Consider the following 19,417-nt stretch of genomic DNA (forward strand, 5'->3'; position numbering starts at 1 on the left):
TATTGAGTATGTTTTTCGCCCGGTGGCGTGATGCTTACCGGGCTTTTTATTGAGTAAAAAACGTGAATACACTCGAACACACCATCGGCAACACTCCTCTGGTCAAGCTTCAGCGCATGGGGTGCGACAACGGCAGCGAAATCTGGGTCAAACTCGAAGGCAACAACCCGGCGGGATCGGTGAAAGACCGCGCGGCGCTGTCGATGATTGTCCAGGCCGAGAAACGCGGTGAAATTAAGCCCGGCGACGTGCTGATTGAAGCCACCAGCGGCAACACCGGCATCGCGCTGGCGATGATTGCGGCGCTGAAAGGCTACCGCATGAAGCTGCTGATGCCGGACAACATGAGCCAGGAGCGCCGCGCCGCCATGCGCGCCTACGGGGCCGAGCTGATTCTGGTGACCAAAGAGCAGGGGATGGAAGGCGCGCGCGACTTAGCGTTAGAGATGGCCGAGCGCGGCGAAGGTAAGCTGCTCGATCAGTTCAATAACCCGGACAACCCGTACGCGCACTACACCACCACCGGGCCGGAAATCTGGCAGCAAACCGACGGGCGCATTACCCATTTCGTCTCCAGCATGGGCACCACCGGCACCATTACCGGCGTGTCGCGTTTTCTGCGCGAGCAGGCGAAAGCCGTCACCATCGTTGGCCTGCAGCCGGAAGAGGGGAGCAGCATTCCGGGCATTCGCCGCTGGCCGGCGGAGTATATGCCGGGCATTTTTAATGCGCAGCTGGTGGATCAGGTGCTGGATATTCATCAGCGCGAGGCGGAAAATACTATGCGTGAACTGGCCGTGCGTGAAGGCATCTTCTGCGGGGTCAGCTCGGGGGGCGCGGTAGCGGGTGCGTTGCGCGTGGCGCAGGCAAACCCCGGCGCGGTCGTGGTGGCGATTATCTGCGACCGCGGCGATCGCTATCTGTCTACCGGCGTCTTTGGTGAAGAGAGTTATTCGCAGGGGGCGGGGATTTAAGCGTCATGGAAATGATTCTATTCCGGGATAACACCCGGGCGCAGCAAACCGACATTGTCGCGGTGCAGTCGCAGGTGGTTTACGGCAGCGTGGGGAACAGCATTGCGGTGCCGAACATTCGTACCCACCGGCTGAACGTCACCGCCGTGCCGACGGTGCTGTTTAGCAACACGCCGCACTACGACACCTTCTACGGCGGGGTGATCCCCGACGAGTGGTTCAGCGGCTACCTGGAGGCGCTGGAAGAGCGCGAGATCCTGCGCGAGCTTAAAGCAGTCACTACCGGTTACATGGGCAGCGCCAGCCAGATCGCGCTGCTGGCGCAGTGGCTGAGGGCGGTCAAAGCGCAGCATCCTGACCTGCTGGTGCTGGTCGACCCGGTTATCGGCGATATCGACAGCGGAATGTACGTCAAGCCCGATATTCCGGAAGCCTACCGGGAGCACCTGCTTCCGCTGGCGCAGGGGATTACACCAAACGTTTATGAGCTGGAAGTGTTAAGCGGTAAGGCGTGCCGGACGCCGGAAAGCGCTATTGCCGCCGCGCAGGGATTGCTCTCTGACACTCTGAAATGGGTGGCGATCACCAGCGCGCCGGTCGCTGACGATCCGCAAAACATCCACGTAGTGTTGGTGACGCATGAGGGCGTTACCGTCAGCGCGCATCCGCGCGTAGAAACCGATCTGAAAGGGACGGGGGATCTGTTCTGTTCAGAGCTGGTGAGCGGGATTGTTGAGGGGAAAACCGTTGCCGATGCCATTCGCATGGCCGGCGATCGGGTGACTGACGTAATGCTTTATACCCAGTCGAAAGGCTACGACGAGCTTATCCTTCCTGCATAAACAAAAATGGCGCCCGAAGGCGCCATTTTACCGTGCGGCAAGAATTACTTCTTGATGCGGATAACCGGGGTTTCACCCACGGTGACGCTGCCAGACAGTTTGATCAGTTCTTTGATTTCATCCATGTTGGAGATAACAACCGGCGTCAGGGTAGACTTGGCTTTTTCTTCCAGCAGTGGCAGATCGAATTCAATCACCGGGTCGCCAACTTTAACACGCTGGCCTTCTTCCGCGATACGTTTGAAGCCTTCGCCTTTCAGTTCAACGGTGTCGATACCGAAGTGAACGAACAGTTCGATACCGCTATCAGATTCGATAGAGAACGCATGGTTGGTTTCAAAAATTTTACCGATGGTGCCGTCAACTGGAGCAACCATTTTGTTGCCAGTTGGTTTGATAGCAATGCCATCACCAACGATTTTCTCAGCAAACACTACATCCGGCACGTCTTCGATGTTGACGATCTCGCCGGAGAGCGGAGCAACAATCTCAATAGTTCCGGAGTCTTTCTTATCATCAGAAACCAGAGATTTCAGTTTATCGAACAAACCCATGATCTTCTCCTAAGCAGTAATTTGGGCCGCATCTCGTGGATTAGCAGATTGTTTTTTCTTCAATGAACTTGTTAACCAGCGTCATTAACTCGTCCGTTGTCGGTTGAGCAAGAGCCTGCTCTGCTAACACCTTCGCATCTTCGAAGTTCGTGTTACGGATAATCTTCTTAATGCGCGGGATGGAAATGGCGCTCATAGAGAATTCGTCCAGACCCATACCCAGCAACAGAAGTGTAGCACGTTCGTCGCCTGCAAGCTCACCACACATGCCAGTCCATTTACCTTCTGCATGAGAAGCATCAATAACTTGCTTGATCAAGTTCAGTACGGACGGTGACATTGGCTGGTAGAGATGTGAAATCATATCATTACCACGGTCAACTGCCAGGGTGTACTGCGTTAAATCATTGGTGCCGATACTAAAGAAATCAACTTCTTTGGCTAAATGACGCGCAATGGTCGCCGCCGCTGGTGTTTCCACCATCACGCCGATCTCGATTGACTCGTCAAATGCTTTACCTTCGTCGCGCAGTTCCTGTTTGTAGATTTCGATCTCTTTCTTCAGTGTACGCACTTCTTCAACAGAGATGATCATCGGGAACATGATGCGCAGCTTACCGAAAGCGGAGGCACGCAGGATAGCGCGAACCTGGTCACGCAGGATCTCTTTACGATCCATCGCGATACGCACGGCACGCCAGCCCAGGAACGGGTTCTCTTCTTTCGGGAAGTTCATGTACGGCAGCTCTTTGTCGCCACCGATGTCCATGGTGCGGACGATAACCGCCTGTGAGCCACACGCTTCTGCGACGGCTTTATACGCAGCAAACTGCTCTTCTTCAGTTGGCAGCGCGTCACGGTCCATGAACAGGAATTCTGTACGGTAGAGACCTACACCTTCCGCACCGTTGCGCTCAGCGCCATCAACGTCGCGTACGGTACCGATGTTTGCGCACACTTCTACCTGATGGCCGTCCAACGTGATGGCCGGCAGGTCTTTCAGCTTAGCGAGTTCCGCTTTTTCAGTCGCAACCTGCTCCTGAACCGCGCGCAGTTTTTCGATCTCTTCGTTAGTTGGATTGACGTAAACCAGATTGTTTACGGCATCCAGAATCAGATAGTCGCCGTTTTTCACCTGAGAGGTGACGCTACCGGTACCCACGATGGCAGGCAGTTCCAGAGAACGCGCCATGATAGAGGTGTGGGAGGTACGGCCACCCGCGTCGGTGATGAAACCGAGAACCTTTTTCAGGTTCAGCTGTGCGGTTTCAGACGGGGTGAGGTCAGCGGCAACCAGGATCACTTCATCCTGAATCGCGCTCAGGTCGATGATGGCCAGGCCCAGGATGTTGCGCAGCAGGCGCTTACCGATATCACGTACGTCAGCCGCACGCTCTTTCAGGTATTCATCATCCAGCTCTTCCAGGGCAGTTGCCTGACCTTCGATAACTTCATGCGCAGCCGCGTCGGCCGTCATGCCTTTATCTTTAATCAGGGCTATGATTTCCTGCTCCAGCTCCTCATCTTCGAGCAGCATGATGTGCCCTTCGAAGATGGCTTCTTTTTCTTCACCGAAAGTTTCGCCAGCTTTAGTTTTGATCGCTTCCAGTTGCGCAGATGCCTTGGCACGACCGCTCAGAAAACGTTCAACTTCCTGATCAACCTTGTCGGCAGAAATTTTTTTCCGGTCGATGACGATCTCGTCTTCTTTCAGCAGCAGTGCTTTGCCGAAAGCGATACCCGGGGATGCTAAAATGCCTGAAATCATAACCCTACCTTACTTGTGACTGATATTTAAAAGAACCCGTAAACTTACTCGAGCTCAGCCATCAGTTTAACCAGATGCTCAACTGCTTTCTGCTCGTCTTCACCTTCAGCAGAGATGGTGACAACGGTGCCCTGAGTCAGGCCCAGAGTCTGCAGTTTGAACAGGCTTTTTGCGCTAGCGCTTTTGCCGTTGGAAGTTACAGTGATTTCAGAAGTGAAGCCTTTCGCTTCTTTAACAAACTGAGCAGCAGGGCGGGTGTGCAGACCGTTCGGAGCGGTAATGGTAACTTCTTGCTGGAACATTGTATTTCCCCAACTTATAGGTTTAGTGTTGTGGAACTAAAGTCTAGCCTGGCGGCTCAACTTTAGCCTGTATTGTTAGCGCTGACGTTTCAATCGTCATTAAACATTATGCAGCGAAAGGAAGACTTGAACCAAATCATAAAATCGATTCAGCAAGGCTATTTCGTTCACTGATTAATTTCACGCTTCAAAATAATTGCTGGTTTAAATACCAGACACAACGGGGTGAAGCAATGCCAGGAGGGGCAAAAGTTTGAAGCAGGCCACAAAAAAGCACCCGAAAAGGTGCTTTTTTACGCGTTATTAACATACTGGCACTACTGTTGCAGCTCTTTTTCCGTGAATAGATCGGCAAACAGTGCGGTGCTCAAGTAACGCTCACCCGAGGACGGAAGGATAACCACAATATTCTTATTGGTAAAGGCTTCATCTTCCTGAAGTTTGAGCGCTGCCGCAACGGCCGCACCGGAAGAGATACCCGCCAGAATGCCTTCTTCATCCATCAGACGACGCGCGGTAGAGATGGCTTCTTCGTTCGTGATGGTGACCACTTTATCGATCAGCTTCAGATCCAGGTTACCCGGAATAAAGCCTGCGCCAATACCCTGAATTTTATGCGGGCCTGGCTTGAGCTCTTCCCCCGCCAGCGCCTGGGTGATAACCGGTGAGTCGGTTGGTTCAACGGCAACGGTAATCAGCTCTTTTTTACCTTTTGTGCCTTTAATATAGCGAGACACGCCGGTCAGCGTACCGCCGGTACCGACGCCGGAGATAAATACGTCAACCTGGCCGTCTGTATCTTCCCAGATTTCCGGACCCGTGGTCTTCTCATGAATTTCCGGGTTAGCCGGGTTGCTGAACTGCTGCAGCAGCAGGTATTTCGCCGGATCGCTGGCCACGATCTCTTCCGCTTTCTGAATGGCACCTTTCATGCCCTTCGCGCCTTCGGTCAGGACCAGATTCGCCCCCAGCGCTTTGAGCAGTTTGCGACGTTCGATGCTCATGGTTTCCGGCATAGTCAGGGTCAGCTTGTAGCCGCGGGCGGCAGCAACATAGGCCAGAGCGATACCGGTATTACCGCTGGTCGGTTCCACCAGCTCAACGCCAGGCTTCAGCACGCCGCGTTTTTCAGCATCCCAAATCATGTTTGCACCGATGCGGCATTTTACGCTGAAGCTCGGGTTGCGTGATTCGACCTTCGCCAGAATGCGTCCATTACCGATACGGTTCAGTCGAACCAGGGGCGTATGACCGATAGTCAGCGAGTTGTCTTCATAAATCTTACTCATGGCCTGTCCTTAACTGTATGAAATTGGGATACCGACCCAGCATACCTGCTAAGCAGGTAGGGGGAAGTAAGGAATTCGCATATCTATATACTGCAAGGAAATAATGGGGATCAGTATGGAATAAGGGGCGGCATAAGCCACCCCTGCTTTACACATTTTTGCATTATTTCCATAACGCGTGCTTAGCACGGTAGCAGTCCACCCACATCGCCGTCGCGCCGCAAACCGCAACCGGCATGATGAACAGGTTAAGGAAGGGAATCATGGTGAACAGGCTGGTCAGCGCGCCAAACTGCATATTGGCGACCTTCCGGGTGCGCAGGGCCGTGCGCATCGCTTTAAACGGCACCTTGTGGTTATCGAACGGATAGTCACAGTACTGGATGGCCAGCATCCAGGCGCTGAACAGGAACCACAGCACCGGCGCAACCGTCTGGCCAATGCCGGGGACAAAGTAGAGGGCAAGCAGCACAACCGCGCGGGGGAGGTACCAGGCAAACTTCTGCCACTCGCGCTTCATAATGCGCGGGATATCTTTCACGATCCCCAGTACGCCCGTGTCCGGTGGCGTCGCGCCGGTAAGCCGGGCCTCCAGCTGTTCCGCCAGCAGGCCGTTAAACGGCGCGGCTATCCAGTTCGCAATCGTTGAGAATAAATAGCCGAATACCAGCAGCACGGAGATAACCGCAACCGGCCAGAGCAGGTAGTTAAGCCATTGCAGCCAGTCCGGCACGTGGCTCATCAGCGACGGGATCCAGCTTTCGAGCTTTGTGAACAGCCACCAGAACGCGCCGCCCATCAGAATGATGTTGATCAACAGCGGCAGAATGACGAAGCGACGGATACCCGGTAGTGAAACCAGTTTCCAGCCCTGAGAGAAATACCAGACGCCGCTGCGCGGGGGAGAAGACGATGTTGAAACCATAACCAGGCTGTACTCCTTTTTTCACAACCAGTGGAATTGCCCGCCTATATTATCCACTTGCGGACCAATGACCAGTTCGGAAATGTTCGAAAAACCAGCAAAAAGCACAATTTACTTCATCTTTATGCTGCGAATGCTCTGCACACACTTGCACTTGACGTAAACGGCAAATACTCTTAGTGAGTAAATGTTTGCCGTGGTGGCAAGGTGTTAGAACAACAGAGAATATAATGATGCAGGATTTGCGTCTGATATTAATCATTGTTGGCGCGATCGCCATAATCGCTTTACTGGTACATGGTTTCTGGACCAGCCGTAAAGAGCGTTCCTCGATGTTTCGCGATCGCCCACTGAAGCGCATGAAGTCCAGTCGTGATGATGATGACAGTGAAGATGACATCACCGGTAGCGACGACGACGGCGTGGGTGAAGTTCGTGTTCATCGGGTCAATACTGCGCCCGGCGCGGCTCATGGGGAGCATGAAGCCCCCCGCGCTCCGCAGCACCAGTATCAACCGCCGTATGCCTCTGCCCAGCCGCGCCAGCCAGCGCCGCAGCCAGTGGAAGAACCTGTGCGTCAGCCGCCGCAACCGCCTGTGCAACAGCAGCCCGCTGCGCCACAGCCGGTTCAACACCAACCTGTGCAGCAGCCCGTGCAACAGCAGCCTGCGCAGCCGGTACAACAGCCGCAGCAGCCTGTTCATGTACAGCCTGCGCCGCAGCCCGCTCCGGCTCCGCACGTTGAGCCAGAGCCGGTCGTCGAGCCTGAACCGGTTGTTGAAAAGCCGCAGCGTAAAGAAGCGGTGATCATCATGAACGTGGCCGCGCATCACGGCAGCCATCTCAACGGTGACGTGCTGCTCAACAGTATTCAACAGGCAGGCTTCAAGTTTGGCGATATGAATATTTTCCATCGCCACCTGAGCCCTGACGGTAGCGGCCCGGCGCTGTTTAGCCTGGCCAATATGGTCAACCCAGGCACCTTCGATCCGGAAATGACCGGTGATTTTGTGACGCCGGGTGTCACTATCTTTATGCAGGTGCCGTCCTACGGCGATGAGCTGCAAAACTTCAAGCTGATGCTGCAGTCCGCGCAGCACATCGCTGATGAAGTAGGTGGTGTGGTGCTCGACGATCAGCGTCGAATGATGACCCCGCAGAAGCTGCGCGAGTATCAGGACCGCATCCGCGAAGTTAAGGAAGCCAACGCGTAATCGTCGCGTTTACTTCAACTCCTCCTCAACCCCCGCCTGTCGGGGGTTTTTTCTCATTGATGGTGCGATATGGACTCAATCGAACAACAACTCACTGAACTGCGAACCACGCTTCGCCATCATGAATATCTCTATCATGTTATGGACGCACCGGAAGTGCCGGATGCGGAGTACGACCGGCTGATGCGCGAGCTGCGCGAGCTGGAGGCGCAGCACCCGGAACTGATTAGGCCGGATTCCCCGACCCAGCGCGTCGGCGCCGAGCCGCTGGGGGCATTCAGCCAGGTGCGTCACGAAGTACCGATGCTGTCGCTGGATAACGTCTTTGATGAAGAGAGCTTCCTCGCGTTTAACAAGCGCGTGCAGGACCGCCTGAAAAGCAGCGATTCCCTCACCTGGTGCTGCGAGCTGAAGCTCGACGGCCTGGCGGTCAGCCTTCTCTATGAAAACGGCGTGCTGGTGCGTGCCGCTACGCGTGGCGACGGCACGACGGGGGAAGACATCACCACCAACGTGCGCACCATTCGCGCGATCCCGCTGAAATTGCAGGGGGACAACATTCCTGCGCGTCTGGAAGTGCGCGGGGAAGTATTCCTGCCCCAGGTGGGCTTCGAAAAGATCAATGAAGAAGCGCGTCGCACCGGTGGGAAAGTGTTTGCTAACCCGCGTAACGCGGCGGCAGGCTCTCTGCGCCAGCTTGACCCGCGCATTACGGCGAAGCGACCGCTTACTTTCTTCTGCTACGGCGTCGGTATTCTGGAGGGCGGCGAACTGCCGGATACGCACCTCGGGCGTCTGCTGCAGTTTAAAGCCTGGGGCCTGCCGGTGAGCAACCGCGTTCAGCTCTGCGACTCGCCGGAAGCGGTGCTGGCGTTCTACCACAAAGTGGAAGAGGACCGCCCGACGCTCGGCTTTGATATCGATGGCGTTGTCATCAAGGTCAATTCGCTGGCGCTGCAGGAGCAGCTGGGTTTTGTGGCGCGAGCGCCGCGCTGGGCGGTTGCGTTTAAGTTTCCTGCCCAGGAGCAGATGACCTTCGTTCGCGACGTGGAGTTCCAGGTGGGCCGTACGGGCGCGATTACCCCAGTCGCACGGCTGGAGCCGGTGCAGGTCGCGGGCGTGCTGGTGAGTAACGCTACGCTGCATAACGCCGATGAAATCGAACGCCTCGGCCTGCGCATTGGTGACAAAGTGGTGATTCGCCGCGCGGGCGATGTTATCCCGCAGGTGGTGAACGTTGTTGAGTCAGAGCGTCCTGACGATACGCGCGAGGTCGTCTTCCCGACCCACTGCCCGGTGTGCGGCTCTGACGTAGAGCGCGTGGAAGGCGAAGCGGTGGCCCGCTGTACGGGCGGCCTGATCTGCGGCGCGCAGCGTAAAGAGTCGCTTAAGCACTTCGTCTCCCGTCGCGCAATGGACGTTGACGGCATGGGCGACAAGATTATCGATCAGCTGGTTGAGAAAGAGTATGTCCATACGCCAGCGGATCTGTTCAGGCTGACGGCGGGCAAACTGACCGGCCTGGATCGCATGGGGCCGAAGTCAGCCCAGAACGTGGTTAACGCGCTGGAAGCGGCGAAAGAGACGACCTTCGCCCGCTTCCTGTACGCGCTGGGCATTCGTGAAGTCGGCGAAGCGACGGCGGCAGGTTTAGCCGCGTACTTTGGTACGCTGGAGGCACTGGAAAAGGCAAGCATCGACGAGCTGCAGAAAGTGCCGGACGTCGGCATCGTCGTCGCCACGCACGTCTTTAACTTTTTTGCCGAAGAGAGCAACCGCGAGGTCATCGGCAAGCTGCTGGAAGAGGGCATTAAATGGCCCGCGCCGGTGGTGGTCAACGCCGAAGAGATCGACAGTCCATTTGCCGGTAAAACCGTGGTGCTAACCGGTAGCCTCAGCCAGCTTTCACGCGATGATGCAAAAGCGCGTCTGGTGGCGCTGGGGGCCAAAGTGGCGGGCAGCGTGTCGAAGAAAACCGACCTGGTGATTGCCGGGGAAGCGGCGGGGTCGAAGCTGGCGAAAGCCCAGGAGCTCGGCATTGAAGTTATCGACGAAGCGGAAATGATGCGTCTGTTAGGAGAGTAACGTGGAGAAAGAGCAGCTCGTTGAGATAGCCAATACGGAGATGCCGTTCGGTAAATATAAGGGCCGCAGGCTGATCGATTTGCCGGAGGAGTATCTGCTGTGGTTTGCCCGTAAGGATGAATTTCCGGCAGGGCGACTGGGCGAGCTGATGGCTATCACGCTACTGATTAAAACCGAGGGGCTGACCCAGCTGGTGCAGCCCCTGAAGCGTCCTTAAGCCTTCGCGGCGCGGGTCTCTTCCTGCGCCAGTTTTTCCGTCTGGCGCTTGTAGCGACGCGCCAGCACCGCGCAGACCATCAGCTGGATCTGGTGGAAAATCATCAGCGGCAGCACCATCATCCCGATCATCGAGGTGGGGAACAGAATGTTCGCCATCGGGATGCCGTTCGCCAGGCTCTTTTTGGAGCCGCAGAAGACAATGGTGATCTCATCGGCTTTGCTGAAGCCGCATTTGCGCGCCACAAAAACGTTCACCGCAATGACAATTGCCAGCAGAACGAGGCTGACCACCACGATAAACAGCAGCGAGCCTGCGCCCACTTTATGCCAGATCCCGTTCACGACCGCTTCGCTGAAGGCGGAATAGACCACCAGCAGAATCGACGACTGGTCGGTTTTGGAGATCCATTTCTTGTGCTTCGCCACAAACGCCCCGGTCCACGGACGCGAGAGATGCCCGAGAACAAACGGCAGCAGCAGCTGCAGGCAGATTTTGCCGACCTGCTCAAGGTTACCTTCCGCGCCGTGCATGTTCATCAGCAGGCCCACCAGCAGCGGGGAGACGAAAATCCCTAACAGGCTGGATGCCGATGCCGAGCAGACCGCAGCCGCAACGTTCCCTCCGGCAAGAGAGGTAAAGGCAATAGCGGACTGCACGGTGGCCGGGAGAATACAGAGATACAGGAAACCGGTGTAGAGCGCCGGGTCGACGTTAACCGGCGCCCACCAGGCAAACAGCACCCCAAGGATCGGGAACAAAATGAACGTGCTGCACATTACCCAGAGGTGCAGTCGCCAGTGGCTACCGCCAGCGATAATCGCTTCGCGGGAGAGTTTTGCGCCGTGCATAAAGAACAGCAGCGCGATGGCGGCCGTCGTCAGCCCCTCAAAAAACGGGACGAAACCGCCGCGGGCGGGGAAGAACGAGGCCAGTAAAACGGTAGCCACCAGCGTAAGCGTAAACGGATCAAGAATACGAAATAGTTTCATAATGACTCCTGAAAACAGATGTCGCTATTGTGCTTTTTTCCATTTGAGAAATAAAATTGATTTATTGCATCCATTCATGAATTAAACAGATGAATTATTCCCTACGCCAGCTTCGCATTTTCGTCACCGTCGCCCATGCCCGCAGCTTCAGCCGGGCAGGGGAGATGATTGGCCTGAGCCAGTCGGCGGTCAGCCACAGCGTGAAAGAGCTGGAAAACCAGACCGGCGTTAGGTTGCTTGACCGCACCACGCGCGAAGTGGTCCTGACCGAAGCGGGACAGCAGCTGGCCCTGCGCCTCGAACGGCTGCTGGATGAGCTCAACAGCACGCTCAGGGACGTGGGGAGGCTGGGGCAGCAGCTGTCGGGCACCGTGCGGGTTGCGGCCAGCCAGACGATATCCGCGCACCTTATCCCGCAGTGTATCGCCGAGGGAAACCATCGCTACCCTGATATTGATTTTGTTCTGCATGACAGGCCGCAGCAGTGGGTGCTGGAGAGCATCCGCCAGGGGGATGTGGATTTTGGTATTGTGATCGATCCCGGCCAGGTGAGCGATCTGGAATGCGAAAGCGTTCTTTCTGAGCCCTTTTTGCTGCTCTGCCGTGATGACGATCCGCTGGCAGCGTTGCCGGAGGTCAGCTGGCAGTCCCTGCAGGGGGCGAACCTGGTATTGCAGGATTATGCCTCAGGCAGCCGTCCGCTGATTGATTCCGCGCTGGTGAATCAGGGCGTTAACGCAACGATCGTGCAGGAGATAGGTCACCCGGCCACGCTGTTTCCCATGGTGGAAGCCGGAATTGGCATCAGCGTGTTGCCCGCCCTGGCGCTTCCCCTGCCGCAGGGAAGCCGGCTGGCGGTGAAGCGGCTGACGCCCGTTGTCGAGCGAAAGCTGATGCTGGTGCGGCGAAAAAATCGCTCACTCTCGGGGGCGGCGCAGGCTATCTGGGAAGTGGTGCGTATCCAGGCACAACGATTAACCGAGGCCCGCATACGCGACCCACTGTTTAACGCATCAGAAGATTAGATGTAGATATCAATCTGATGATTGTCTGACGGGCTGTTAACCCCTTCCACTTTGCCCATCTTTTGATCCTGCTTTTTCTGGGCCTCTTCGGCCTGCTGGCGCTGCAGCGCCGCGAGCTGCGCCTGCAGCACTTTGATCTGGGTCTGAATCAGTTCCTGCTGCTTCTTCTTCTCATCTGCACTGCCGGAGCTGTTTGCCAGCTCTTTTAACTGCTGAGTCAGCTTTTTGATCTTATCGGTAATGCGGCTGATTTGCGCCGCGATATCGTTACTGCCGGAAGCGCCGCTCCCGCCGCTGCTGGTTTGAATGGGTTGGGTTGAAGCCTGAATGGTCGTCATACTTTTTCCTCGCGCTATAAAACAGAGGTATCGGCACCGACGGGATTAGCTTGAGCAAAACTGCCATATCTGGCAGGGGGTTGCATTAATACACAATTACTATTGATGGTGCGATAAAAGTGTATTGGAGATGACCTGCAGGGTGCGGATATAAGACGTAAGTCATGCGATCCCTGCTATCGCGATCTTAATCCTCAAGGAGCCCCTATGACCCTCTCAAATAACCCGTGGAACTGTGCTGACATCATTCGTGCGGCTAAACCAAACTTCACTCCTCGCGTGGCGTTTATTCTCGGCTCCGGTCTGGGCGCGCTCGCCGACCAGATAGAAGACGCCGTTTCCCTGAGCTACGAAAAGCTGCCTGACTTCCCGGTGAGCACCGTGCATGGACATGCCGGCGAGCTGGTGCTCGGGCATCTGGCCGGGGTGCCTGTTGCCTGCATGAAGGGGCGAGGGCATTTCTATGAAGGCCGCGGGATGACCATCATGACCGATGCGATCCGCACCTTTAAGCTGCTGGGGTGCGAGCTGCTGTTTAGCACCAATGCGGCGGGCTCGCTGCGTCCGGAGGTTCAGCCAGGAAGCCTTGTAGCCCTGAGCGACCATATCAACACCATGCCGGGTACGCCGATGGTGGGACTGAACGATGAGCGCTTCGGCGAGCGTTTCTTCTCGCTGGCCAACGCTTACGACGCGGATTACCGCGCCGTTCTGCAAACCGTGGCAACGAAAGAAGGCTTCCCGCTGCATGAAGGGGTATTTGTCTCTTATCCCGGCCCGAACTTCGAGACGGCGGCGGAGATCCGCATGATGCAAATTATCGGCGGCGACGTGGTGGGGATGTCCGTGGTACCGGAAGTGATTTCCGCCCGTCACTGCGGCCTGAAGGTGGTGGCCGTTTCGGCGATTACCAATCTCGCCGAAGGTCTGGGTGAGGTAAAACTCTCGCATGAGCAAACCCTTGCCGCCGCCGAACTCTCCCGTCAGAACTTTATCAATCTTATCTGCGGTTTTCTTCGCCATATTGCCTGAGTAAAACAATAAAGTGGCCCGCCAGGGCCACACTGCGATAAGGAATGGGTTATGAACATCACGACTCGCTTAAAGATGATGTCCTTTATGCAATATTTTATCTGGGGGAGCTGGCTGGTTACCCTCGGCGCCTACATGATTAATACCCTACATTTTACCGGCTCCGACGTGGGCATGGTCTATAGCTCCAAAGGTCTTGCCGCAATCGTTATGCCCTCTCTGGTGGGGATTATTGCCGACAGGTGGCTGCGAGCCGACCGCGCCTACGTCATTTGCCACCTCGTCTGCGCCGTCGCCCTCTGCTATGCAGCACAGATCAATGAGCCGGGGCTGATGTTCTGGGTCATGCTGGTTAATGCGATGGCCTTTATGCCCACCATCGCACTGTCGAACACGATTTCCTACTCCTGCCTTGAACAGGCGGGCATGGATACGGTAAGCCATTTTCCACGCGTGCGGGTGTATGGCACCGTGGGCTTTATTGCGGCAATGTGGGCCATAAGCCTGATGGGGGCGGAATTAAGCAACGTGCAGCTCTATATTGCGGCTGGTGCATCTCTGCTGCTGGCGCTCTATTCTCTGACGCTGCCGGCCATTCCGGTTGTGAAGTCAAAAATGTCTCCGTCTCTGGCAAGCAAGCTGGGCCTCAATGCGTTTATCCTGTTTAAGCAGCCCCGCATGGCGGTGTTCTTCTTATTCGCTATGCTGCTCGGCGCCGTGCTGCAGATAACCAATACCTTCGGTAGTCCGTTCCTGCATGATTTTGCGCGAAATCCGGCGTATGCCGACAGCTTTATTGTCAAATACCCGTCCATTTTGCTCTCCGTCTCGCAAATGTCTGAGGTGTTCTTCATTCTGACCATTCCGTACTTTCTCGGGCGCTTCGGCATTAAAGCCGTCATGCTGATGAGCATGGTGGCCTGGATGCTGCGGTTTGGCCTGTTTTCCTTTGGCGACCCTTCCGCGACGGGCTTTGCGCTGCTCATGCTCTCAATGATTGTCTACGGCTGCGCGTTCGACTTCTTCAACATTTCCGGCTCGGTATTTGTCGAACAGGAGGTCAGTGCCGATATCCGCGCCAGCGCGCAGGGGCTTTTTATGACGACCGTTAACGGTATCGGCGCGTATTTCGGATCGGTGTTAAGCGGTGCGGCGGTCGATTATTTCTCGGTTGACGGAGTGAAGGACTGGCAGACTATTTGGCTGGTGTTTGCGGCCTATGCTCTGGCGCTCGCCGTGGTATTTTATTTCAGCTTTAACTACCGGCACACCAGTCAAAACAGGGAGATGCGCACAGTTGCGCACTAAATTTCCCCTCTGGATGCTGAAAGGCTTTAAGGTAGGCGCATAAATGTTATCGCCAGGATATGTTTTGATGGAACGCGTCTATCGAACCGATCTCAAGCTGCTGCGCTATTTTCTGGCCGTGGCTGAGGAACTGCATTTTGGACGGGCTGCGGCCCGTCTCAATATGTCCCAGCCGCCGTTAAGCCTGCACATTAAAGAGCTGGAAAGCCAGCTAGGCACGTTATTGTTTGTTCGTCACTCCAGAAGCGTCGCCCTGACGCATGCCGGTAAAGTGCTGATGGAAGAGTCCCGGCGGCTGCTGGCCAGCGCAAACCAGGCGCTGGCTCGAGTCGAGCAGATTGGCCGGGGGGAAGCAGGGCGCATTGAGCTGGGCATTGTCGGTACAGCCATGTGGAGCGAGGTGCGAACGGTGATGCGCACTTTTTTGAAGGAACATCCAAATGTTGATGTCGTTTTTCGCGAGAAATCGCCGGTAATGCAGATGGCGCTGCTTGAGCGTCGGGAGCTGGATGTGGGCATCTGGCGAATGGCAACGGAACCCACCGCGGGATTTACCAGCGTGCGGTTGCGTGAGGCGGCTTTTCTGGTGGCGATGCCGGAAGATCACCGCCTGGTCAGGGAGCCTTCCATAGCGCTTGCAGAATTGCAGGACGAGTATTTTGTCACGATGCCGTCTGCACATTCTGACTGGGCATTTCTGCACCGCGTCTGCCAGCAGGCCGGGTTTTCGCCGATGATCGTGCGTGAAGCCGTTGAGCCGCAAACGGTACTGGCGATGATCAGTATGGGAATGGGGATTACGCTTGCTGCCGACAGCTACGCGCAAATGCAGTGGCCGGGCGTGGTATTCCGCCCGTTACGGGAGCGTATACCGGCAGATTTGTATGTAGTGTATGACGAGAAGCAGGCGACGCCTGCGGTGAAGACGTTAATTGCGGCGTTGAAGATGTAAAGCTCAGAAAGCAAAAAAGCGCCTTTAGGGCGCTTTTTTACATTGGTGGGTCGTGCAGGATGACTCGCTTCGCTCGCCCTTCGGGCCGTCGCCGTAAACGGCTCCGGTGCCTCACTGCGTTCGGCTCGAACCTGCTGCAGGTTCGAATCATCCAGATCGCAGATAGCAAAAAAGCGCCTTTAGGGCGCTTTTTTACATTGGTGGGTCGTGCAGGATTCGAACCTGCGACCAATTGATTAAAAGTCAACTGCTCTACCAACTGAGCTAACGACCCGAAATGGTGGGCGATGACGGGCTCGAACCGCCGACCCCCTCCGTGTAAAGGAGATGCTCTACCAACTGAGCTAATCGCCCATTTCGGAACTGCTGCGATAAGGTGAGAATGGTGGGCGATGACGGGCTCGAACCGCCGACCCCCTCCGTGTAAAGGAGATGCTCTACCAACTGAGCTAATCGCCCAATCTCAATTCTTATCTACACTGCGAGTCTACCGAAGTAGATGGTGGGTGATGACGGGCTCGAACCGCCGACCCCCTCCGTGTAAAGGAGATGCTCTACCAACTGAGCTAATCACCCCCGCTGTGTGGAGTCGCATTATAGGGAGAGTTGAAAATGAGTCAACGCATTTTCTAAAGTTTTTATTCGTTCGTCGTAAAATTAAACAAAACGATCGCAGAACGGGCGGTGGCGCATGATTTCTAAACAAAAACAGCAAACTCCGCCACGATAAAGGGATCGACATTGAGGAATCCCCCCACAGTGATAGAATATTGCCCATCGTTTTTTCCCCGGGATTTGCCGATTGCCGGCATCTTTATAACGTAAGGCCATTTCATGAAAATCAAAACTCGCTTCGCGCCGAGCCCGACAGGCTATCTGCACGTCGGTGGTGCTCGTACTGCTCTCTATTCCTGGCTTTTTGCACGCCACAACAAAGGTGAGTTCGTGCTGCGTATAGAAGACACCGATCTTGAGCGCTCCACGCCGGAAGCAATTGAAGCCATTATGGATGGTATGAACTGGCTGAACCTGCAGTGGGACGAAGGTCCGTATTTCCAGACCAAACGTTTTGACCGCTATAACGCTGTCATCGATGAGATGCTGGTCGCGGGTACGGCGTATAAGTGCTACTGCTCCAAAGAGCGTCTGGATGCGCTGCGTGAAGAGCAGATGGCGAACGGTGAAAAACCGCGTTATGACGGCCGCTGCCGCCACGATCATAGCGAGCATGCCGCTGATGAGCCTTGCGTGGTGCGTTTTGCTAACCCGCAGGATGGCTCGGTGATTTTCGACGACCAGATCCGTGGCCCGATCGAATTCAGCAACCAGGAGCTGGACGATCTGATCATTCGCCGCACCGACGGATCCCCAACCTATAACTTCTGCGTTGTGGTTGATGACTGGGATATGGAAATTACCCACGTTATCCGTGGTGAAGACCATATCAATAATACCCCACGCCAGATCAACATCCTGAAAGCGCTGAATGCACCTGTTCCGGTCTACGCGCACGTCTCCATGATCAACGGCGACGACGGTAAAAAGCTGTCTAAACGTCACGGTGCGGTCAGCGTCATGCAGTATCGCGACGACGGCTATCTGCCGGAAGCGCTGCTGAACTATCTGGTGCGTCTGGGCTGGGCTCACGGCGACCAGGAGATCTTCAGCCGCGAAGAGATGATCGAGCTGTTCTCTCTGAGCTCTGTGAGCAAATCTGCCAGCGCATTCAACACCGACAAGCTGCTGTGGCTAAACCATCACTACATCAATACTATGCCGCCGGAATATGTGGCGACGTACCTGCAGTGGCACATCGAGCAGGCAAATATTGATACCCGCACCGGCCCTGAGCTGGCGGATCTGGTTAAACTGCTCGGCGAGCGCTGCAAAACGCTGAAAGAAATTGCCGAAAGCTGCCGCTACTTCTATGAAGAGTTTGATGAGTTTGACGCCGACGCCGCGAAGAAGCACCTTCGCCCGGTTGCGCGTCAGCCGTTAGAAGTGGTGCGTGACAAGCTGGCTGCGCTCACCGAGTGGAACGCTGAGAATGTGCATCACGCCATTCAGGCGACCGCAGACGAACTGGAAGTGGGCATGGGTAAAGTCGGTATGCCGCTGCGCGTTGCGGTAACCGGTGCGGGTCAGTCTCCGGCGCTGGACGTGACTGTCCATGCCATCGGCAAGTCACGCAGCGTGGCGCGCATCAACAAGGCGCTGGATTTTATTGCAGAACGTGAAAATCAGCAGTAATTAAGCCATCTATAAGAAAAACGGCAGGGTATCCTGCCGTTTTTTTTGCCTTTCATTCAGCAATACCCAAACGAGTAAGAAAACCGCGTATGCCTTCGCGCTTCAGTAAGGTATCCAGACGCTGCTGTTCAAGTTCGGTCATACTCTCCAGCGTTTCGATAATGCCCGGACGCAGACGTGAAGGCTGTTCATTGTAGGATGAGGTTACCTCGGCCAGATGATAAACCGCCTGGCGGTTACGGATAGCCGGGAGGCTCATAATATGCTCCTTCACGCGCGCATCAACGTGAATGAGCCGCGCCCGACCGCCTTTTACGCCATTGAGTCCTTCGGTTTTCCACCCCTGTTGCCGTATCCAGCGATTTACCGTTTGTCTGGCAACACCCAAATTCTCCGCCAGCTCTTCCGTGGTCATTTTGCTACGTAGTCTTTTCATATTAATTCTGGTCGCGAATCCCTAAACGTTGCAACAAACCGGTAATCCCTTCCCGCAATAGCAGCGATGTCATCTGCTTCTGCTCTTCCGGCGTCATTTCATTGGCCAGCGTCACGAGTAGGGTATGAAGCGAACCGTCAGTGCTGATGCCGTCAGGCATAGCGGATGTTTCCGTTGCCCGGCGTGCGCTGCGGATAAAGTCACGCACCTTTTCGTTCACATGCACCAGGCGTGCTTTACCCCCCTGGACGCCGGGCTTAGGTGACGTTATCCAACCCTCTTTGCGTACCCATTTATTGATGGTCTGTCGGCTATAGCCAGTGAGCAGGGCTAACTCTTCCGGCGTCATTCGTTCCTTGATCATGCAATTTCCTGAATATCCGTGGGGTTAATTAACGGCTCATTTTATAGCACCGTTTTACATGAAAACGTGACAGGCTTAACTCATGACTGCGAGCAGGCTCGCAAAGTGATTCATTTGCATGATTTTTCGGCGATTGAACCGCAGTCATTGATTTTGCCGTTGACACTCCGCGGCGGAATTCATATTATGCCGCCCGTCAACATGACAGCTTTACGATGGGGCTATAGCTCAGCTGGGAGAGCGCCTGCATGGCATGCAGGAGGTCAGCGGTTCGATCCCGCTTAGCTCCACCAAACTCTGAACCCAACAGAGTGCGGTTAGTAAAGTCACATGTGGGGCTATAGCTCAGCTGGGAGAGCGCTTGCATGGCATGCAAGAGGTCAGCGGTTCGATCCCGCTTAGCTCCACCAAAATTTTAAACCCTCGTCAAAAGACGAGGGTTTTTTTTATCCGTTTGTAAAATCCTTCCCCGCTTTTGTTATCAAAAAGAAGGTATTCCTGTACCTGACCTCAATCGAAATCAATAAACCAGTCTATAAATAGACTTCAA

19 protein-coding genes, 6 tRNA genes and 1 other RNA gene are annotated in these 19,417 nt (G+C 55.3%); 12 read left to right on the top strand and 14 right to left on the bottom strand.

Annotated elements, in window-relative coordinates; translation table 11 throughout:
* Nucleotides 1–62: 62 nt before the first annotated feature.
* Together cysM and pdxK are read left to right on the top strand one after the other, a co-directional pair.
* Nucleotides 63–974: a cysteine synthase CysM gene (gene cysM, locus UTO39_RS14340; protein WP_061097452.1), complete on the top strand. Its 912-nt coding sequence runs from the start codon at nucleotides 63–65 to the stop codon at nucleotides 972–974.
* 5 nt (nucleotides 975–979) lie between these two features.
* Nucleotides 980–1,816, top strand: a complete 837-nt coding sequence (gene pdxK, locus UTO39_RS14345; RefSeq protein ID WP_320727440.1) for a pyridoxine/pyridoxal/pyridoxamine kinase — start codon at nucleotides 980–982, stop codon at nucleotides 1,814–1,816.
* A 44-nt stretch (nucleotides 1,817–1,860) separates the two neighbouring features.
* Here the strand turns inward: pdxK and crr are convergent, their stop codons facing one another.
* The 5 genes from crr to cysZ all read right to left on the bottom strand — a co-directional run bounded on the left by crr (nucleotide 1,861) and on the right by cysZ (nucleotide 6,654).
* Nucleotides 1,861–2,370, bottom strand: coding sequence for a PTS glucose transporter subunit IIA (crr, locus tag UTO39_RS14350; protein ID WP_003861316.1), 510 nt, complete (start codon nucleotides 2,368–2,370; stop codon nucleotides 1,861–1,863).
* Nucleotides 2,371–2,410: 40 nt separating this feature from the next.
* Complete coding sequence (gene ptsI / locus UTO39_RS14355; RefSeq protein ID WP_320727441.1) at nucleotides 2,411–4,138, bottom strand: phosphoenolpyruvate-protein phosphotransferase PtsI; 1,728 nt, start codon at nucleotides 4,136–4,138, stop codon at nucleotides 2,411–2,413.
* A gap of 44 nt (nucleotides 4,139–4,182) precedes the next feature.
* Nucleotides 4,183–4,440, bottom strand: coding sequence for a phosphocarrier protein Hpr (gene ptsH, locus UTO39_RS14360; protein WP_000487600.1), 258 nt, complete (start codon nucleotides 4,438–4,440; stop codon nucleotides 4,183–4,185).
* A gap of 317 nt (nucleotides 4,441–4,757) precedes the next feature.
* Complete coding sequence (cysK, locus tag UTO39_RS14365) at nucleotides 4,758–5,729, bottom strand: cysteine synthase A (protein ID WP_008501603.1); 972 nt, start codon at nucleotides 5,727–5,729, stop codon at nucleotides 4,758–4,760.
* A gap of 163 nt (nucleotides 5,730–5,892) precedes the next feature.
* Nucleotides 5,893–6,654: a sulfate transporter CysZ gene (gene cysZ, locus UTO39_RS14370; RefSeq protein ID WP_061097455.1), complete on the bottom strand. Its 762-nt coding sequence runs from the start codon at nucleotides 6,652–6,654 to the stop codon at nucleotides 5,893–5,895.
* 230 nt (nucleotides 6,655–6,884) lie between these two features.
* Here cysZ and zipA point away from each other — a divergent pair, with 230 nt between their 5' ends.
* From zipA to UTO39_RS14385, 3 genes are all read left to right on the top strand, one after another.
* Complete coding sequence (gene zipA, locus UTO39_RS14375; RefSeq protein WP_320727442.1) at nucleotides 6,885–7,868, top strand: cell division protein ZipA; 984 nt, start codon at nucleotides 6,885–6,887, stop codon at nucleotides 7,866–7,868.
* A 69-nt stretch (nucleotides 7,869–7,937) separates the two neighbouring features.
* Entirely contained in the window at nucleotides 7,938–9,953 is a 2,016-nt protein-coding gene (ligA, locus tag UTO39_RS14380; protein ID WP_320727443.1) for an NAD-dependent DNA ligase LigA, read from the top strand.
* A gap of 1 nt (nucleotide 9,954) precedes the next feature.
* Nucleotides 9,955–10,170 carry a DUF3820 family protein gene (locus tag UTO39_RS14385; RefSeq protein ID WP_003861328.1) on the top strand — a complete coding sequence of 72 codons (216 nt, stop codon included), beginning with the start codon at nucleotides 9,955–9,957 and terminating at the stop codon, nucleotides 10,168–10,170.
* Here the strand turns inward: UTO39_RS14385 and UTO39_RS14390 are convergent.
* Complete coding sequence (locus UTO39_RS14390; protein ID WP_248058409.1) at nucleotides 10,167–11,162, bottom strand: bile acid:sodium symporter family protein; 996 nt, start codon at nucleotides 11,160–11,162, stop codon at nucleotides 10,167–10,169. The two genes, UTO39_RS14385 and UTO39_RS14390, sit on opposite strands and share 4 nt — an antisense overlap.
* Before the next feature lie 89 nt (nucleotides 11,163–11,251).
* Here UTO39_RS14390 and UTO39_RS14395 point away from each other — a divergent pair, with 89 nt between their 5' ends.
* Nucleotides 11,252–12,187, top strand: a complete 936-nt coding sequence (locus tag UTO39_RS14395) for a LysR family transcriptional regulator (RefSeq protein ID WP_320727444.1) — start codon at nucleotides 11,252–11,254, stop codon at nucleotides 12,185–12,187.
* Here UTO39_RS14395 and UTO39_RS14400 read toward each other — a convergent pair.
* Nucleotides 12,184–12,525 carry a FlxA-like family protein gene (locus UTO39_RS14400; protein WP_061097460.1) on the bottom strand — a complete coding sequence of 114 codons (342 nt, stop codon included), beginning with the start codon at nucleotides 12,523–12,525 and terminating at the stop codon, nucleotides 12,184–12,186. The two genes, UTO39_RS14395 and UTO39_RS14400, sit on opposite strands and share 4 nt — an antisense overlap.
* Before the next feature lie 207 nt (nucleotides 12,526–12,732).
* On the opposite strand from UTO39_RS14400, the gene xapA reads away from it, so the two are divergent.
* The 3 genes from xapA to UTO39_RS14415 all read left to right on the top strand — a co-directional run bounded on the left by xapA (nucleotide 12,733) and on the right by UTO39_RS14415 (nucleotide 15,817).
* Nucleotides 12,733–13,557, top strand: coding sequence for a xanthosine phosphorylase (xapA, locus tag UTO39_RS14405; protein WP_320727445.1), 825 nt, complete (start codon nucleotides 12,733–12,735; stop codon nucleotides 13,555–13,557).
* 51 nt (nucleotides 13,558–13,608) lie between these two features.
* Entirely contained in the window at nucleotides 13,609–14,865 is a 1,257-nt protein-coding gene (locus tag UTO39_RS14410; RefSeq protein WP_320727446.1) for a nucleoside permease, read from the top strand.
* A gap of 67 nt (nucleotides 14,866–14,932) precedes the next feature.
* Nucleotides 14,933–15,817 carry a LysR family transcriptional regulator gene (locus UTO39_RS14415; RefSeq protein ID WP_320727447.1) on the top strand — a complete coding sequence of 295 codons (885 nt, stop codon included), beginning with the start codon at nucleotides 14,933–14,935 and terminating at the stop codon, nucleotides 15,815–15,817.
* 43 nt (nucleotides 15,818–15,860) lie between these two features.
* On the opposite strand, the gene UTO39_RS14420 is transcribed toward UTO39_RS14415, so the two are convergent.
* The 5 genes from UTO39_RS14420 to UTO39_RS14440 form a co-directional block, all read right to left on the bottom strand.
* Nucleotides 15,861–15,989: non-coding RNA, RtT sRNA (locus UTO39_RS14420), on the bottom strand.
* Between the two features lie 26 nt (nucleotides 15,990–16,015).
* A tRNA-Lys gene (locus UTO39_RS14425) sits at nucleotides 16,016–16,091 on the bottom strand.
* A 4-nt stretch (nucleotides 16,092–16,095) separates the two neighbouring features.
* Nucleotides 16,096–16,171, bottom strand: a tRNA-Val gene (locus tag UTO39_RS14430).
* A 29-nt stretch (nucleotides 16,172–16,200) separates the two neighbouring features.
* Nucleotides 16,201–16,276 (bottom strand) — tRNA-Val (locus UTO39_RS14435).
* A 41-nt stretch (nucleotides 16,277–16,317) separates the two neighbouring features.
* Nucleotides 16,318–16,393: transfer RNA gene (locus UTO39_RS14440), tRNA-Val, on the bottom strand.
* A gap of 258 nt (nucleotides 16,394–16,651) precedes the next feature.
* Here UTO39_RS14440 and gltX point away from each other — a divergent pair.
* On the top strand, nucleotides 16,652–18,067 hold the full coding sequence (gene gltX, locus UTO39_RS14445; protein WP_061097461.1) for a glutamate--tRNA ligase: 1,416 nt from the start codon (nucleotides 16,652–16,654) through the stop codon (nucleotides 18,065–18,067).
* A 52-nt stretch (nucleotides 18,068–18,119) separates the two neighbouring features.
* Here the strand turns inward: gltX and UTO39_RS14450 are convergent, their stop codons facing one another.
* Entirely contained in the window at nucleotides 18,120–18,503 is a 384-nt protein-coding gene (locus UTO39_RS14450; protein ID WP_266179648.1) for a YfeC-like transcriptional regulator, read from the bottom strand.
* Between the two features lies 1 nt (nucleotide 18,504).
* Nucleotides 18,505–18,867, bottom strand: coding sequence for a YfeC-like transcriptional regulator (locus UTO39_RS14455; protein WP_253542919.1), 363 nt, complete (start codon nucleotides 18,865–18,867; stop codon nucleotides 18,505–18,507).
* Nucleotides 18,868–19,084: 217 nt separating this feature from the next.
* On the opposite strand from UTO39_RS14455, the gene UTO39_RS14460 reads away from it, so the two are divergent.
* Together UTO39_RS14460 and UTO39_RS14465 are read left to right on the top strand one after the other, a co-directional pair.
* Nucleotides 19,085–19,160 (top strand) — tRNA-Ala (locus UTO39_RS14460).
* 41 nt (nucleotides 19,161–19,201) lie between these two features.
* Nucleotides 19,202–19,277, top strand: a tRNA-Ala gene (locus UTO39_RS14465).
* Nucleotides 19,278–19,417: the final 140 nt, after the last annotated feature.

The sequence above is a fragment of the Enterobacter sp. 118C5 genome, from assembly GCF_034107645.1.
GTDB classification, from domain to species: domain Bacteria; phylum Pseudomonadota; class Gammaproteobacteria; order Enterobacterales; family Enterobacteriaceae; genus Enterobacter; species Enterobacter nematophilus.

Coding starts and splice junctions, on each gene's coding strand:
- UTO39_RS14450 (WP_266179648.1), bottom strand. CDS start 18,503: ATGAAAAGACTACGTAGCAAAATGACCACGGAAGAGCTGGCGGAGAAT.
- pdxK (WP_320727440.1), top strand. CDS start 980: ATGGAAATGATTCTATTCCGGGATAACACCCGGGCGCAGCAAACCGAC.
- cysZ (WP_061097455.1), bottom strand. CDS start 6,654: ATGGTTTCAACATCGTCTTCTCCCCCGCGCAGCGGCGTCTGGTATTTC.
- zipA (WP_320727442.1), top strand. CDS start 6,885: ATGATGCAGGATTTGCGTCTGATATTAATCATTGTTGGCGCGATCGCC.
- ptsH (WP_000487600.1), bottom strand. CDS start 4,440: ATGTTCCAGCAAGAAGTTACCATTACCGCTCCGAACGGTCTGCACACC.
- UTO39_RS14455 (WP_253542919.1), bottom strand. CDS start 18,867: ATGATCAAGGAACGAATGACGCCGGAAGAGTTAGCCCTGCTCACTGGC.
- cysK (WP_008501603.1), bottom strand. CDS start 5,729: ATGAGTAAGATTTATGAAGACAACTCGCTGACTATCGGTCATACGCCC.
- ptsI (WP_320727441.1), bottom strand. CDS start 4,138: ATGATTTCAGGCATTTTAGCATCCCCGGGTATCGCTTTCGGCAAAGCA.
- gltX (WP_061097461.1), top strand. CDS start 16,652: ATGAAAATCAAAACTCGCTTCGCGCCGAGCCCGACAGGCTATCTGCAC.
- crr (WP_003861316.1), bottom strand. CDS start 2,370: ATGGGTTTGTTCGATAAACTGAAATCTCTGGTTTCTGATGATAAGAAA.
- UTO39_RS14415 (WP_320727447.1), top strand. CDS start 14,933: ATGGAACGCGTCTATCGAACCGATCTCAAGCTGCTGCGCTATTTTCTG.
- UTO39_RS14400 (WP_061097460.1), bottom strand. CDS start 12,525: ATGACGACCATTCAGGCTTCAACCCAACCCATTCAAACCAGCAGCGGC.
- UTO39_RS14410 (WP_320727446.1), top strand. CDS start 13,609: ATGAACATCACGACTCGCTTAAAGATGATGTCCTTTATGCAATATTTT.
- xapA (WP_320727445.1), top strand. CDS start 12,733: ATGACCCTCTCAAATAACCCGTGGAACTGTGCTGACATCATTCGTGCG.
- UTO39_RS14395 (WP_320727444.1), top strand. CDS start 11,252: ATGAATTATTCCCTACGCCAGCTTCGCATTTTCGTCACCGTCGCCCAT.
- UTO39_RS14390 (WP_248058409.1), bottom strand. CDS start 11,162: ATGAAACTATTTCGTATTCTTGATCCGTTTACGCTTACGCTGGTGGCT.
- ligA (WP_320727443.1), top strand. CDS start 7,938: ATGGACTCAATCGAACAACAACTCACTGAACTGCGAACCACGCTTCGC.